The following is a 14,974-nucleotide window of genomic DNA, read 5'->3' as shown; positions in this document are numbered from 1 at the left end:
CGCATCGACGTCCTCTACGCGATGCTCCGAGACGGCACCTTCTACCAGCCACCCACCCCGGCTACAGCTTGACGAAGCCCATAGAGGCACCTTTTGCCGGGCCTTCTCCTGCTCCTGCGCTGCTTCCTCCAAGGCGTCCATGAGGTGCTTGCCGACCCGCAGTCCCGCAGTCCCGCAGCGTCGTGGTGGGCGCGAACGGTGGTGGAGTCCACGCTGACCAGCTACAGGTCCGTCCTTCCCGCGCGGGCGCCTTCGGCGATCAGGCCTTCCAGCAGGGCGGTGAAGACACCTGCGTCGCGCCAGACGCGGAAGCGTCCGTAGACGGTCGCCCAGGGCCCGAACTCGGCAGGCATCTCCCGCCACTGGGCACTGGGCCGGAACCGCCGGATCATCCCTTCGAACTGCTCGCGCAACCGCTCCGGGTACGGACCGGCCGACCGATCGGCCAAAACGGCACGATGAACTTCCGCTGGGCATAGGTGAGTTGCCTGCGTGTCACACCCCCACAGGCCCTAGGCGGTGAGGACGGTCAGGACTACGGTGGTGGTGACGGCGGGTCGGCCGTAAGAGGCCGACCCGCCGTCCCGAGACGGTGCTATCGACGAACCTTCACATGTCCCAGGGAAAGCCAGCCGTCTTCACCCTGCGCGGCGTTGGCGAAACGCAGCTTCTTCCCAGTGGGCAGGGGGTTCACGACCCGCATGACTACTTGATAGTCGCCGGACTCGACACGGTTGAGGTCGACGCCGGTCTGGAAGTACTGCGGGTGTCCGAAGGGCAGGTGTGTCTCGTCGGTCTGCCAGTCGGGAAATGCCCGGATCTTCAAAGGCTGGATCTTGCGCAGATCCCAGCTGGTCTCCCACGTGCGCACCACGCGCCCAGTGCGGTCCCGCAGGCCGATCTCGACAGGCCAGTTGTAATAGAAGGGCGCGACGCCGAGGTTCTCCACGGTGACACCGACATCGAGGCGGTCGCGTGCTTCGGTCTTGAAATGGGCTTTGGTGGCGTGCAGTTCGTATCCCATGAGGCGAACGGCTTCAGCGACCTTGGGATCGTCGTGGGCGTAGTTGTTGACGCCATAGTGGTTGATCTTCCAGGTGGAGTGCTCGAGCTCGATGCACGCCTTCATGTCGTCTACGTCCGCACCGTTACCGGTCGGCCAGTTCTCGAACGCGCGAGGCTGGATCTCGGGGCGTACCTCTCCACCCATGGAGTTGGTGGTCCAGCGGTTCTCCATGCCGGCGCGCAGAACCCCGGCCATCTGCGACCACGGCGCGCCACCCATCGACTCAGGCAGGGTGACCCCCTTACCGCCTTCGATGAAGCAGAAGGAGTCGTCGTGCAGGCCGAAGTCGGCGTTCTTCACGGCGCCGTCGGCCAGTTCGGGGTAGCGGGCCTCCACCATGGTGGTGTCGAACGCACGGTCCATCCAGCCGATCACTTTGCGCTGGTTGGCCAGGCTCGGCATGTAGTTCGGGTATCCGTCAGCGGTGTCCGTGTCGTACGGCCAGGTGTGCCACTCGCCCCACAGGCCGATCAGTCCCAGGGTGAGGTAGCCGAGGCGCGGATCGCCGTCATAGCGGCGGCCGAGCTTGTCGATGAAGTTCTCGAGCGTCGCCATCAGCTTCGGGTTGTCGTAGTCGGGGTGGTCGAGCTTCCAGAACTCGTCCCAGCGCATGTCGACGGAGTCCTTCAGGCAGGGCGGCAGGCCGTTCTCCGGGTGGGTGCCGCTGCCTCCCGGGTAGTTCATGTAGAACCGCATCGCGACCTGGTTGCCTCCTGCTGCGGCGCGGTCCAGGTGCTCCTCGAGCAGGGTGAAGTCGAGCTTGCGACAGTTCTTCGGATCGTTGATCACCTCGCTGAGCGAGAGGTAGACCCACTCGATGCTGTGCGGGTACGGGTTCTCGCCGACCTGGTCCTGGAATACCGCGAATCCCTTGAGCGGGTTGTCCAGCGGTCCTGGTGCATAAGGCAACTGGTGCGTCGGCAGCCGAGGGTCGGCGGGGGCGGGCCCAGGCGGCCGGGGCGGCGGTCCCGCGGGGCCGGTGGTGGCTGCCGTCTCGGCCGTGGCCGATGCCGGCAGAAGGGCCGCCAGCAGTGCGGAGAGGAGAAGCGCTCCGATGAGAGCAAAGAGTCTTGGACGATGGGGCACGAAACTAACCCTTCAGGCTGGGCGCCGGCGACCGCCGGCGGACATCTGTTGCGGCGCCTTGGAATTCTTCGGCGCGTGTTTGTGGAGACAGGTGACTTCCAGCTGCGCGAAGGTTCGTTGAATCTCCAGGGGCACCTGGTGTCGATGGGGAGGAACGGGGTTCAGGAGCCGGTCGGCCTGGCGATGCCATGGCTGTTGGCGTGACCAGTTCTGGGAGGGGGGAGAGCGGGCAGCGGTCGTTCCCCTCCTGGGGACTCGGCTCGCTCCTCGCTGCTACGGAGGCCTGAGTGGAGCCGGTTTCGCATTCCGCGGAATGGTCATGGGCCCCTGTGGGGGTTTTCGCGTTCTACCGAGCGGCGCGGAGCTGTCCGGACGCGAAATAGGAGAGGAGGTCCGGCGCGAGTTCCGGTACGGATTGCGGTGTGCCTCCCTCACGCAGGGACTGTGTCGCCTGGACTCCGGCTGCGACGGCCATGCGGGCACCGACGGGCGAGGTGTCGGTGATGCCGCCGTTGCGGGCGAAGTGGAGAAACTCGGCCATCAGGAGGGCATCGGCGCCGCCGTGGTCGGCGTCGTGCTCGCTCCGGGGTACCTCGTAGAGGGAGTCCGGCTTGGCACGGTAGGTGGATCGATGGGTGTTCCAGACCTTCACGACCGCTTCCGGGCCGTCGCCGAAGTTCTCCAGGCGGCCGGCGTCCCCGATGACGGTGTAGTTGCGCCAGTAGTCGGGTGTGAAGTGGCACTGCTGGTAGGCGGCCAGGACGCCGTTGTCGAGGCGCATGTTGATCAATGAGACGTCTTCGACGTCAATGACTGGGTTCAGACCGCGCTGCGTCCGGGGCGGCCAGTGCCCCTCTTCGGTGTACCAGTCAGCATGCTTGGGCTCGCCAGGTGCGCGCCGGTGCGGGATGTCGCCGTAGACCATGAGATCGCCGAGACCCTGCACCTGGTGTGCGTAGCCACCCGCGAGCCAGTGCATCACGTCGATGTCGTGGGCGGCTTTCTGGAGGAGCAGACCTGTCGTGTGCCGGCGTTCGGCGTGCCAGTCCTTGAAGTACCAGTCGCCGCCGTATCCTACGAAGTGGCGTACCCAGATGGTCTTCACGGTGCCGATCTCGCCGCGTGTGATGATGTCCCGCATCAGGCGGATGACCGGCATGTGCCGCATGTTGTGGCCGACGTAGAGGCGCGTTCCCGTCTCGTGAGCCGTGCGCAACAGCTGGTCGCAGCGCTCGATGGTGATATCGAGCGGCTTTTCCACGAAGACCGGCTTGCCGACGGCGAGAGCCTCACCGCCTACCTGTGCATGGGTGTGGTCGGGTGTGAGGACGAGGAGCGCGTCTATGTCCGACAGGTGGAATACGTCGCGGAAATCTTCGAGTATCCGGGCGTCAGGAAAGTCCTGTGCGGCCTGTTGTCTGGCTGCGATGTCGGGGTCTGCGACCGCGGCGATGACGGAACCGGCTCCCGGGCGCTGCGCGAGCCGGGCGAGGGATCCACGCAGTCCGTACCCCAGGACACCCAGTCGAAGATCAGGTTGGGGAGAGGTCATGATGCGCGGGCCTTTCAAGGTTGGGGCCGTGGCGCCCAGGAGAGGTGAGTTGTACAGGACTCCTTGCCCCGGGCCAGGCACAGCCCGGGGCAAGGAGGGTTTTAGGGATCGGAGTGCCAGGGAGGCTGTTGGATCACTGCACGGTGATGCGGTCGATGTCGGGGGCCCAGCCGGAGGGGTTGGCGATGGTGAGGGTGTTGTTGGCCCCGGCCTGCAGGTTCAGCTGAACCGTTTTCGTCGCGGTGGTCGACCAGTTGGCCGTTGCGTCGAACTGGACGGTCTGCGCGGCGCCGTTGTTGGCTCGGACGGTGGCGCTGCGGGCGGTGGCGGTGGTGTAGTGCAGGGTCACGGTGCGCGTGCCGCCGCTGCCACCGTCGATGCCGTTGAACGTGAGGGTGCCGCCGTTGCCGAGGTAGCCGACCTTCTTACCGCCGGAGCAGCCCGCGCAGTCGGCGATGGCGGCGCCGCCCGCGAGGGCGTTGCCGGCGGCCTCGGCCTCATAGCTCTTCGGGTTGGAGCCCTGACCGCTGCCGACGCTCATGCCGCCGAGGTTCAGCCAGCCGTCCGCCTTCTGCCCAGCGTTGGCGAACCGCAGCTTCTTGGCCGCCGAACTCACTTCCTCCAGTGGGTTTTTGACCTTCATCACGAGCTGGTAGTCGCCGGTGGCCACAGAGGACAGATCCACGTTCGTGTCGAAGTACTGCGGGCGACCGAAGTCGAGATACGTGGGGTCGGATCCGACGTTCCAGTCGGGGAAGGCACGGATCTTCAGCGGCATGACCTTGCGCAGGTCCCATGAGGTGTCCCAAGTCTTCACCACGTTTCCTGCGGAGTTCTTGAGGCCGAGGCTGACCTGCCAGGGGTAGTAGAACGGGGCCACGCCGTTGTTGGTGATCTGCACGCCGACCTTGGTGGTGCCCTGTGCGGTGGGGTGGAAGTAGGCGTTCTTCACGCTGAGGTCATAGCCCATGAGCCGGACCGCGGCGGCCACCTTCGGGTCATTGGCGGTGTACTCACCGCTGCGTTCGTTGATCTTCCAGGTGGTGTGCTCCAGCTCGATACACGCTTTCATGTTGTCCACCTGCCCTGAGCCGCCGGGCCAGTTGGCGAACGCCGTGGTCTGGATTTCCGGCCGGACCTCACCGCCCATGGACGCGGTGATCCACTTGTTCTCCACGCCCTGTTCGACGGCCTTCTGCAGTTGGGCCCAGGGAGCTCCGCCCATGGAGATGGGCAGGGTTACGCCTGCCGCCGGGCTGCCCTCGCGGTAGCAGAAGGAGTCGTCGTGATAGCCGATGGCCGGGAGGTTGTTGGCGGCGCCGCCTGCGGATTCCGGGTAGCGGATTTCCAGGCGGGTCTTCTTGAAGGCGTTGTTGTACGCGTTGATGATCTCCGCGCCGTGGGCATGGGTGGGCATGTAGTTCGGGTGGGAGTCGCTCGATGTGTCGGTGTCGTAGGGCCATGTGTGCCACTCGCCCCACAGACCGACCAGGCCGAGGTGGATGTAACCCAGGCGCGGATCGCCGTCGTAGCGCGCGCCGAACGCGGCGATGAAGTCCTTGAGTCCGGCGAGGAGGTCCGGGTCGTCGTAGTCGGGGCTGGTTGTGCCCCAGTACGCGTTGTGGCGGTTGGCGACCTTTCCGGCGAAGCAGGGTGGGATGGCGTTGGCGGGGTGGGTGCCGGTGCCGCCCGGATACTCCATGTAGAAGCGGATCGCCGCCTGGTGGCCGTCCTCCGCGATCTCCTGCAGGGCGCTGTCGAGGACGCCCCAGTTGTAACTCCCGCAGTTCGACGCGCTGTTCATTACCTCGGACAGACCGAAGTACGCCCAGGTCAGGGAGTGCGGGTAGCCCGCGTTCTGGTCGCCGCCGGGCTGGTAGAAGCGGGCGAAGCCCTTGAGCGGATTGTCCACGGGGGAGTCGCCGGGAGCGAGGGCGTGGACCGGGAGCGCGGGGTCGGGGCTCGGCCCGGGCGCCGGGCGTGCGGGTACTCCGGCGGCCGCTGCGGCCGATCCCTTCGCGGGCTGCGCGTCGGGGGCCGCGGCCTGGGCGCCGGCGGGTAGGGCCGCCAGAGCCAAGGCTATGGCGGTGGAGCTGAGCGCCGCTGCGAGACCGCGGCCTGGTCTGGAGTAGAACGTGCGCACGGATCAACCTCCGAGGGGATGGGGGGGGGACGTGCTCGCGTCAGCTGCTCGACGGCCTGACCAGGGCGCGGCAGCTGTCGTGCGAAGTGCCTCACGTGCCATGCACCGCGTGCGGCGCGTGCTTTGTCATGGCTCCTTGCAGGAGGGTTGGATCACAACCTGTTCCGCGTTTCCATTGACAAAGTTTCGCTGGTGCTCATCAATATGTGTGCACGGCGCCACACTGGCAAGAGGTGCGGCGCGACATCTTCTCCCGGAGGCGTAACCATGGGCTCCGACACGGCAGTTGCGCCGCCACGCAAAGGCTCAGGCATACGCAGCACCGACTTGAGCGGAGCGAAGAAGCCGCGTAAGCCGCGCGATGACCGCAAGGCGGCCTGGCTGTTCCTCGCCCCCGCGCTGGTGGGTTTCGCGCTGTTCTACGCGTATCCGACCGTCCGCGGCGTGTACTACTCGCTCACCGACTACAACATGCTCGCGCCGCCGAACTTCGTCGGCGGTGCGAACTACACGGACCTCATCGGCGACGACCAGTTCTGGAACGCACTGAAGGTCACCGCCTACTACGTGGTCCTGAACATCGGTGCACAGACCGTCCTCGCGCTCTTGCTCGCCACACTGATGCACCGGCTGACCCGGTCGGTGGCGCTACGAGCGATGCTGTTGGTGCCGTGGCTGGTGCCCAACGTCACCGTGGGACTGATCTGGCTGTGGCTGCTCGACGCCAACCTGGGCTTCTTCAACCACATCCTGGAAGCCATCGGCGTGGGAACCACCGGCTTCTTCAACTCGCCCGACCTAGCCATGCCGACCATCGCGGCCATCAACACCTGGGCGTACACCGGCTACACGGCTCTGCTCCTGTACGCCGGCATGCTGCAGGTTCCCGAGCACCTCTACGAGAGCGCGTCCCTGGACGGGGCCGGCGAGTGGCGAATGTTCAGTCGGATCACACTGCCGCTGCTACGGCCGGTACTCGCACTGGTCCTGGTGGTCTCGGTGATCGGCTCGTTCCAGATCTTCGACACCATCGCGGTGACCACTCGGGGTGGGCCGATGGGCGTCACCCGGGTCATCTACTACCACATCTACGAACAGGCCTTCGCGCAGTTCCACATGGGTTATGCCTCGGCCGTCGCGGTGATCCTCGCGCTGCTGCTCGGTGTGCTGACCGCCGCACAGATGCGCCTGCTGCGTGCGTCCCGCTCGGACCTGGCCTGAGGAGAATGACCATGAGCCGTACCCTGACCAGGACCCGTACGACGGGCAAGCCCAGCACTTCGGCCAAGCTCCGCATCCATGCCCGTACCCGCCCCACGATCTCAGTAGGTCGGATAGCCGCGTGGACGGTCCTCGTCCTGGCCCTCGTCGCCACCCTCTTCCCGTTCTACTGGATGATCCGCACCGCCCTCACGCCCGCGGCCGACCTCTACTCCGACTCCACCGGGCTCGTGCCCGAGCACCCCACGATGATCAATTTCCTGCGGGTGCTCGGGCTGACCAGCCAGGAGGAGGCCGTGGCCGCCGGAGGGTCCGGCGCCCAGGTGGACTTCCTGCGCTATCTGCTCAACTCGGTGGTCTACAGTGGCCTGATCGCGAGCCTGCAGACGCTGTTCTGCGCGATGGCCGGGTACGCCTTCGCACGGCTCAGGTTCCCGGGACGGGACGCGCTGTTCGGCGTGCTGATCGCCGCGCTCATGGTCCCGCCGATCTTCACGCTGCTGCCCAACTTCATCCTGGTCAAGAACCTCGGCTGGCTGAACACCTTCACCGGCATGGTCGCGCCCACCCTCCTGATGACGCCGTTCGCGGTCTTCTTCCTGCGCCAGTTCTTCCTCTCCATCCCCCGGGAGGTGGAGGAGGCGGCCGTCCTCGACGGGGTCGGACCCTGGGGCGTGTTCTGGCGGGTGGTGATGCCGATGAGTCGGGGCCCGCTGATCACCATCGGTCTGACGACCACAGTGTGGGCCTGGAAGGACTACCTCTGGCCGCTGCTGAGCGGCCGCGACGAGGAAACGCGGGTACTCACGGTCGCGCTCGGGATCTTCCTGCAGCAGTCACCCAACACCCAGCCCGACTGGACCGGTCTGATGGCTGGCTCCGCGCTCTCGGTGCTGCCCGTGCTCATCCTGCTCATCCTTCTGGGCCGGCGCCTGGTGGAGTCCCTGAACTTCTCCGGCATCAAGTAAGCCCACACCTGACCAGCTTTTCGGACCACCCCACGCAGCTCTGCCCACCCCCACAACTCCCTTCCTGCTCAACCCTTTGAGAGAGGTACGCCATCATGCGATCGACGCACCGGCGCGCGGGCGCGGCTTTGCTGTGCCTGGCCGCCACCGCCGGGCTCGTGTCCTGCGGGGGATCAGACGACTCCGCCTCGGGCAAGACCACGCTCGACTACTGGCTGTGGGACGACAAGCAGCTGCCCGCGTACAAGGAGTGCGCGGACGCCTTCGAGAAGGCCAACCCGGACATCAGCGTGAAGATCACGCAGACGGCCTGGAACCAGTACTGGCAGAACCTCACCACCCAGTTGGCCTCCGGCGACGCCCCGGACGTGTGGACCAACCAGAGCACCTACTACCCGCAGTTCGCGACCAACGGCCAGCTCCTTGACATCCAGCCGCTGGTCGACCGGGACAAGGTCGACCTGTCCGGCTACCAGGCCGGTCTGGCCGACATCTGGGTCAAGGACGGCAAGCGCTACGGACTGCCAAAGGACTGGGACAGCATGGCGCTCGTCTACGACGCCGCCCACCTGAAGAAGCAGGGCATCTCCGCCGCCGATGTCGCCGACCTGACCTGGAACGCGGACGACGGCGGCAGCCTGGAGCAGGTGATCGCCAAGGCCACCGTCGACAACAAGGGACGCAACGGCCTCGACCCCGACTTCGACAAGAACCACGTCAAGACCTACGGCTACCTGCCTGAATGGAAGGACGGCGCGACCGGTCAGAACGGCTGGGGTCCGTTGGCCGCTGCCAACGGCTTCACATATCTCGACAAGAACCCCTGGGGCACCCACTACAACTTCGACGACCCCAAGCTGGCCGAGACGCTGGCCTGGTTCCGGCACATCATCGACAAGGGGTACGCGCCCGCCTTCAGCAAGCAGTCGGAGGTGGCCAACGCCGAGCTGGTCAGCGCCGGCAAGGGGGCGATCACCATTGCGGGCTCGTGGACGATCTCCACGTTCACCGACGGCAAGGCCAAGGACAAGTTCACGTTCGCGCCGCTGCCGGCCGGCCCTGAGGGCCGCAAGAGCTCTTTGAACGGTCTGTCCGACGCGATCTGGGCCGGTACCGAGCACAAGGAAGAGGCCTGGAAATGGGCCAAGTACCTGGGCTCGGCCGAGTGCCAGGACAAGGTCGGCAAGCGCGCCATCGTCTTCCCCGCGCAGAAGTCCGGCACCGAGGCGGCACTCGCCGCGCACAAGGCCGCAGGCCGCGACGTGCAGGCCTTCACCGACATCGCCGCTGACAAGAGCAGCACCTTCCTGCTGCCTGTTACCGAGCACGGCACCGAGATCAACCCGCTGGTCCAGGACGCGGTCCAGTCGGTGATCCTCGGCCAGGCACAGCCGGAACCGGCGCTGAAGGGTGTCAACGACAAGGTCAACGGCCTCTTCAAGTAAGCCGTTTCGTCCACGGGCGCGGCAGGGCGTGCCTGCCGCCCACCCCTCGTACACATGCAAGGAGATCCATGGCCCAGCTTCTGGACGTCGGCGCGCACACGTTCGCCGTCGCACTCGAAGGCGACGGCGCGCCCCGGCCCGTCGACGGCGGACTGCTGCTGCCGCCCGGACGCACCGCGATCCTGCACGGACTCGGCGACGCACTGTTCTACCGGCACGGCCACAACTCCTGGAGCCCGTGCGGCTGGCGCAGGCTCTCAGACGCGCCCCTGCGCATCGCGAGCGCCGAACGCCGGCTGACAGCCGACGACACCGTCTGGGACGACCCGACCCGACACCACTCCTCCGCGGTCGCCGCACTGCAGGGCCCCGACGGCCGGGTCCTGCTGCTCGGCGCGCTGGGCCTGGACGTGCCGCGCCTGTCGGCCGACCAGGACACCCTCGTCGGCTGGTACGAGTCGCAGGGCGCGCCCTGGTTCCTCGCGTACGGCGCCGAGGAGGACGTCTTCACCGCCTACGTCGCCCAGCTCGGCGAACGTCTGGGCCGTAGCACCAAACGGGCCGGGAACGTGTGGTGCAGCTGGTACGCGTACTACGAGAACATCACCGAGGAACAGCTCACAAAGGACATCACCGCCCTGCGCGGACTGCCCTTCGACGTCGTCCAGGTCGACGACGGCTGGGAGCAGACCGTGGGCGACTGGCACGCCAACGACAAATTCCCCTCCGGCATGCGGGCATTGGCCGACCGCATCAACGACGCCGGCCTGCGCGCCGGACTGTGGATCGCCCCGTTCATCGCGCTGCCCACCTCGCGCACCGTACGGGAGCACCCCGAACTGCTCCTGCGCGGCGAGGACGGCGAGCCGGTGATCGCCGGGCACAACTGGGGGACCGGGTACTACGCGCTCGACCTCACCTGGTCCGCGGCGCAGGACCACGTGCGCGAGATGATCCGGCGCATCACGCAGGACTGGGGATTCGGCTACCTCAAGGCCGACTTCATCGGCGCCGCCGCCGCCCCCGGCGTGCGGGCCACGGGCGTCGGGCGCGAAGAGGCGTACCGGATCGGGCTGGAGATCATCCGGGAGGCGGCCGGACCCGACACGTATCTCCTCGGCAGCGGCGCACCGCTGCTGCCCTCGCTCGGGCTGCTCGACGGCATCCGCAGCGGACCCGATGTCGCACCCCAGTGGGAGCACTACGCGACCCAGGACCCCTCCGACGCCCTCGCCCGCAACGCCGTGGTCAACACCCTGCACCGGCTCTGGCAGTCGCCGCTGCTCGAAGTCGACCCCGACGTCGTGTACTTCCGCAGCAGGCTCAACCTCCTGACGGAACACCAGCAGAGCTGGCTGCGCGACCTCGCCGACATCTGCGGCTTTCGCGCGGTCTCGGACCCGCCGGGCTGGCTGCACCCCGATGAACTCCAGTCGCTCACCGCCTACTTGCAGGCCCGCCCCGAGATCCGCAGGCTCGGCAGGTACCGCTTCGAGATCGACGGACGGGAAGTCGACTTCCTCTCGGCCGTGGAACCGGCAGAACAACAGCGGTATCCGATTTCGTGACGTCATCGGGCACGGGCAGCCCTCGAAATTAGTAAACTGTCTAGCGTTATTCAATGGCGGGCACCGCGACTGCTTCAGGGAGTACACAGCATGGCGACCACGGGCACGGACCTGTCTCGGATGCGCGAGATGAACCAGCTGTCCATCGTGTGGGCGCTGCGCGGCAACCCGCCCTCAACCGTCACCGAACTCGCCGCCCGGACGGGCCTGTCCCGTCCGGCCGTAGACGTCCTGGTGCAGGCACTGGTCACAGAGGGCTGGGCTGAGGTGGAGGAGCCGGGCGCCCGCAGCGTGGTGGGGCGCCCGGCCCGCCGCTACCGCTTCCGGGCGAACGCCGGTCATGTCATGGGAATTGACATCGGTGTCCACAAGGTCCTCGTGATGCTCAGCGACCTGGAAGGTAACCTCGTCAAGAGCCTGCGCAAGTCCGCCGACCCCGACGCGGACCCGGCCCACCGCCTGGCCGTGGTCGACCAGGCCATCACGGAGGCGCTCGAGCAGGCAGGAATGAACGCCGCGGATATCTGGGCCCTGACGGTCGGCGTGACCGGCCCGGTGGATGCAAGGGGCCGGACCTCCCTGTTCACCCCGCTGCCCGGCTGGAGTTCAGCCGATCCCGCTGCCCACTTCGCGGACCGCTTCAGCTGCCCCATCCAGATCGAGAACGACTGCAAACTCGCCGCGGTGGCCGAGCGCTGGAAGGGCGTCGCCCAGGACGCAAACGACATCGTGTACCTGCTCGCCGGCATCCGCACCGGCGCCGGCCTCATCCTCGATGGCACCCTGCGCCGCGGCCACGGCGGCGCGGCAGGCGAGATCGGCGCCCTCAAGGCCGTCCGCTGGCTCGACGCACCCGGACACCTGGCCGCCTGCCCGGGCGTACCCACGACCGCCGGGCCAGGAGAGGCCGCCGCATGGGTGTTCCAGGCCGCCCGCGAAGGCGACCGTGCAGCGAAGGTGGCTGTACGCCGCTATACGCGCGATCTCGCTGTCGGTGTCGCCGCGTTGGTGCTGGCCCTCGACCCCGAGATCGTGGTCCTCGGCGGCGGCTTCTCGCGCTCGGCCGACATCATCCTCGAACCCCTGCACCGCGAACTCGCCAAGCACTGCCTGCGCCTCCCCGAGCTGCGCACCTCCACCCTCGGCGACGAGAGCGTGGCCCTAGGCGGCCTCCGCCTCGCCCTCGACGACGTCGACAACCGGCTTCTCAGCGCCCAACTGGCCTCACCTCGAGCCCCCATCGGATAAGCGCCCACCCCTATGTGGGTCGCGTGCGAATGAAGATCTCTTGCGCCTTTCGCGGCTGCCTGGGCCTGGGGGGCCCTCGCACCCCTGGCGGGCATGCTCGCCAGGGGCGTCGCCGTGCTCTCCAGCGCCGTGAAGTCACGAGCGCGATTTTGGCCGCCGCCGGCGACGGCCAACAGCTCGAGCAAGTGTCTGGGTGCAGCTCCCTTACAGGGATGGCATTTCGTCGGCCCTGACCTGGAACAAAGCAGGCGGCCGCAATGGCCCCCGGCATCTTCAACCGCCCTGTCGGCATGCGCCTGGCCACCGTCGCCAGCCGCATCCCTGCTTACCGAGATGCTGACGAGGTGACGGAATGACAGACGGACTCCGCTGGGTGTACGAGGCCTACCCGTACGGCTACAGCCTCGGCTTCTGCGAGGCCCTCACGCCGGAGGAGGTACTCGAACGCCTCGGCGTCCAACGCGAGTCCGTCTTCCCGCTCACCGCCCGCGAGGCCCGGGAGATCGAGACCCGCAACGCGGCGGACGAGCCTAACGATCTCGACCACCTGGACGATCTGGATGTGGAGGCCGTGGAGGAACTGGGCTTCTTACGCCCTTCGACGAACGCCGTGATCAGGGCCGGCTCGACGGCAACCGAGGGCTGGTCCGTCGCGATCCAGGCGTCCGTATCGTACGTCTCCGCCGTGAGCTACCTCCCCAGGTCTCCCGGGGCACCCGCGTCGTCGCGGCGAGCCTGGACGCGAACGCCGTACAGCGGGTGCAGTACGCGGTGGACGGGCGTGTCCTGTCGTCCTTCGACCCACTCTTTCCGGCGTACGACGACGGTCAGCCGAGCCGTTGGCGCTCGGCTGACCGTCGTACGAGCGCATGAACCCGCCGCAAGCTCTGGAGCAGTTGGAGAGCCGGTTCGGACTGTGGGTGGCAAAGGACTCGGAGGAACGTCGGCTGTCGGCGGCGGGCCTGTCGACGACAGACCAATAATCCATTTCAGGCAGATGCCGTTTGGAGCAATAGCGGCTAACGCAATGAAGCCGATCAGCTCCGCGAGCATGCACGCCCCTCTGCACAAGGTCTCCTGATCCTCATGCTCGGGCGGTCGATAGGGTCCAGAGGCCAGCCTTTGCAGAGGACCCGCGGCGGAGCATCCGGAGATAGGTGGCAGCATGCGTGGACGACCCAGTCATGAGCCCGGTACTCCTCGCATGTCGAGACACGACTGGTGGGGCGTCGTGCTCGAGTCGCCCGATCCGCGGGCGCTCGCCCACTTCTATTCGGATCTGCTGGGCTGGGAGATCACCAAGGAAGAGCCCGATGGGGCGGCTGTCGCACCCTCGGAGAGTGTGGGCTACATAGCCTTCCAGCTCTCGGACGGCTACGTCCCCCCAGTCTGGCCCGCTCAAGAGGACGCCCCGCGGATCACGATGCACCTGGACTTCGAAGTCGCCGAGCTGCAGGCCGCCGTAGTCCATGCGCTCGAACTCGGTGCGCGGGAGGCCGGATATCAGCCGCAGGACAACGTCAGGGTGATGCTCGACCCTGCTGGTCATCCCTTCTGCCTCTATACGGATGACGACAGCAACTGCTGACCTTTCCGTGCGTCGTCGGGGCTCACCTGGGTAGATCCCTCCGGTACGCCGTGCCCATGAGATATGGGCACGGCAGTGGTCTTGGTTTGCAGGGCCAGGCCGCGCGGGCTCGGGTGCGCTTGCTGGCCGCCGATGGCTTTGCGCCGGGTGAGAAGGACACGGTGATCGTGAAAGAAGTGCGGGTCAGCCTCCGGTCGGTTGGTCCTGACCACGGCTGGTCAGGGCAGGGTTGTCCCGAATGGGAGGGCGGGACGCGGCCAACGATCGGGCGCGCTCACCCGTGTTGCGCGCAGTCGGAGGCGCCGCGCAGTGCCGCCGTCAGTGCGGCGGTGACGACCGGTGGGGGATGTCAGCGGGGGAGAGGTCGGGACGGGCTGCTGGTATCAGGCACGTATTCCAACCACGCGGTATTCCGCTGCGGGAGACGGCAAGATCCTCATGCCGGGACCCCTGTGTGCGCGCCCGGGCGTGACATCTACAGCTGATCGGACGCATTTCGGCTCGGATGCGGTGCCGGTGCGCGGGATGTCGCCACCGGCCGGAGGTGTCGCACGCCGAGCAGCCGTCGTTTCCGTGGTCGCCCTGAGTCACCTCGTGGACGCGCTGCGCAGGATCTAGGCGCGTCACTGAGCCGGCGTCCAGCCCTGTAGGCGAACTGTCGCCGAGCAGACCAATTCGCTACTTCCGCTCTGGACGTGGGCGCCCGGAGCCGACACCGTGGTGCGCTCGTCGTCGCGCGGAGAGCTGGGAGGTTCAAGTGAACGAGGGACGAAGCCGGTTGAGAGGTGGCACCCTCGCCGCTACCGTGCTCGCTCTGGTGGTAGCCGCAGTATTCGGCTGGCGGATGATGGTCGACTCCGACCCCTCGGGCGCGGCCGCCGCACCCGCACCCCCCGCTACCCCCACGTCCGCCGGAAAAGCGGCCGAAGAGAGCCCCTACCCGGAACCAGAGTCGCAAGCGGAACCGGGGACCGACCCCTCGCAACCCGCAGATCCCGCCCACAAGCCCGTCCGTGCCCTCTACCTGGGCGACTCCATCGCCCTGGAAAACCACAAGATTCTCGCCAATCTCCTCGAGGACTCTGGCAC

10 protein-coding genes and 2 pseudogenes are annotated in these 14,974 nt (G+C 67.1%); 8 read left to right on the top strand and 4 right to left on the bottom strand.

The window, feature by feature from the left end; genetic code table 11:
* Positions 1–90: 90 nt before the first annotated feature.
* The 4 genes and pseudogenes from ACFYW5_RS37045 to ACFYW5_RS37030 form a co-directional block, all read right to left on the bottom strand.
* A pseudogene (locus ACFYW5_RS37045) lies at positions 91–499 on the bottom strand (transposase); the annotation flags it as partial.
* 96 nt (positions 500–595) lie between these two features.
* On the bottom strand, positions 596–2,152 hold the full coding sequence (locus ACFYW5_RS37040; RefSeq protein ID WP_389421547.1) for a DUF4832 domain-containing protein: 1,557 nt from the start codon (positions 2,150–2,152) through the stop codon (positions 596–598).
* A gap of 346 nt (positions 2,153–2,498) precedes the next feature.
* Positions 2,499–3,704, bottom strand: coding sequence for a Gfo/Idh/MocA family protein (locus ACFYW5_RS37035; RefSeq protein ID WP_389421550.1), 1,206 nt, complete (start codon positions 3,702–3,704; stop codon positions 2,499–2,501).
* A 133-nt stretch (positions 3,705–3,837) separates the two neighbouring features.
* A complete protein-coding gene (locus tag ACFYW5_RS37030) occupies positions 3,838–5,847 on the bottom strand; it encodes a DUF4832 domain-containing protein (protein WP_389421546.1) in 2,010 nt (669 codons plus the stop codon).
* A 267-nt stretch (positions 5,848–6,114) separates the two neighbouring features.
* Here ACFYW5_RS37030 and ACFYW5_RS37025 point away from each other — a divergent pair, with 267 nt between their 5' ends.
* The 8 genes and pseudogenes from ACFYW5_RS37025 to ACFYW5_RS36990 form a co-directional block, all read left to right on the top strand.
* Positions 6,115–7,068, top strand: a complete 954-nt coding sequence (locus tag ACFYW5_RS37025) for a carbohydrate ABC transporter permease (RefSeq protein ID WP_389421549.1) — start codon at positions 6,115–6,117, stop codon at positions 7,066–7,068.
* Positions 7,069–7,073: 5 nt separating this feature from the next.
* Entirely contained in the window at positions 7,074–8,036 is a 963-nt protein-coding gene (locus tag ACFYW5_RS37020; RefSeq protein ID WP_389421545.1) for a carbohydrate ABC transporter permease, read from the top strand.
* A gap of 95 nt (positions 8,037–8,131) precedes the next feature.
* Positions 8,132–9,481: an ABC transporter substrate-binding protein gene (locus ACFYW5_RS37015; RefSeq protein ID WP_389421544.1), complete on the top strand. Its 1,350-nt coding sequence runs from the start codon at positions 8,132–8,134 to the stop codon at positions 9,479–9,481.
* Between the two features lie 68 nt (positions 9,482–9,549).
* Positions 9,550–11,049, top strand: a complete 1,500-nt coding sequence (locus ACFYW5_RS37010) for a glycoside hydrolase family 36 protein (RefSeq protein WP_389421543.1) — start codon at positions 9,550–9,552, stop codon at positions 11,047–11,049.
* A 90-nt stretch (positions 11,050–11,139) separates the two neighbouring features.
* Positions 11,140–12,297, top strand: a complete 1,158-nt coding sequence (locus ACFYW5_RS37005; protein WP_389421542.1) for an ROK family protein — start codon at positions 11,140–11,142, stop codon at positions 12,295–12,297.
* A 642-nt stretch (positions 12,298–12,939) separates the two neighbouring features.
* Complete coding sequence (locus ACFYW5_RS37000; protein WP_389421548.1) at positions 12,940–13,170, top strand: DUF6461 domain-containing protein; 231 nt, start codon at positions 12,940–12,942, stop codon at positions 13,168–13,170.
* A 331-nt stretch (positions 13,171–13,501) separates the two neighbouring features.
* Positions 13,502–13,885: a VOC family protein gene (locus ACFYW5_RS36995; protein ID WP_389421541.1), complete on the top strand. Its 384-nt coding sequence runs from the start codon at positions 13,502–13,504 to the stop codon at positions 13,883–13,885.
* An 817-nt stretch (positions 13,886–14,702) separates the two neighbouring features.
* Positions 14,703–14,974, top strand: a pseudogene (locus ACFYW5_RS36990) (hypothetical protein); the annotation flags it as partial.

Source organism: Streptomyces sp. NPDC002779 (assembly GCF_042888685.1).
Classification (GTDB): domain Bacteria; phylum Actinomycetota; class Actinomycetes; order Streptomycetales; family Streptomycetaceae; genus Streptomyces.
This window is presented reverse-complemented; position numbering and strand designations above follow the sequence as displayed.

What these genes read in the sequence shown, in the direction of transcription:
- ACFYW5_RS37025 (WP_389421549.1), top strand. Translation starts at nt 6,115, where the DNA reads ATGGGCTCCGACACGGCAGTTGCGCCGCCACGCAAAGGCTCAGGCATA.
- ACFYW5_RS37035 (WP_389421550.1), bottom strand. Translation starts at nt 3,704, where the DNA reads ATGACCTCTCCCCAACCTGATCTTCGACTGGGTGTCCTGGGGTACGGA.
- ACFYW5_RS37020 (WP_389421545.1), top strand. Translation starts at nt 7,074, where the DNA reads ATGACCATGAGCCGTACCCTGACCAGGACCCGTACGACGGGCAAGCCC.
- ACFYW5_RS37010 (WP_389421543.1), top strand. Translation starts at nt 9,550, where the DNA reads ATGGCCCAGCTTCTGGACGTCGGCGCGCACACGTTCGCCGTCGCACTC.
- ACFYW5_RS37005 (WP_389421542.1), top strand. Translation starts at nt 11,140, where the DNA reads ATGGCGACCACGGGCACGGACCTGTCTCGGATGCGCGAGATGAACCAG.
- ACFYW5_RS36995 (WP_389421541.1), top strand. Translation starts at nt 13,502, where the DNA reads ATGTCGAGACACGACTGGTGGGGCGTCGTGCTCGAGTCGCCCGATCCG.
- ACFYW5_RS37015 (WP_389421544.1), top strand. Translation starts at nt 8,132, where the DNA reads ATGCGATCGACGCACCGGCGCGCGGGCGCGGCTTTGCTGTGCCTGGCC.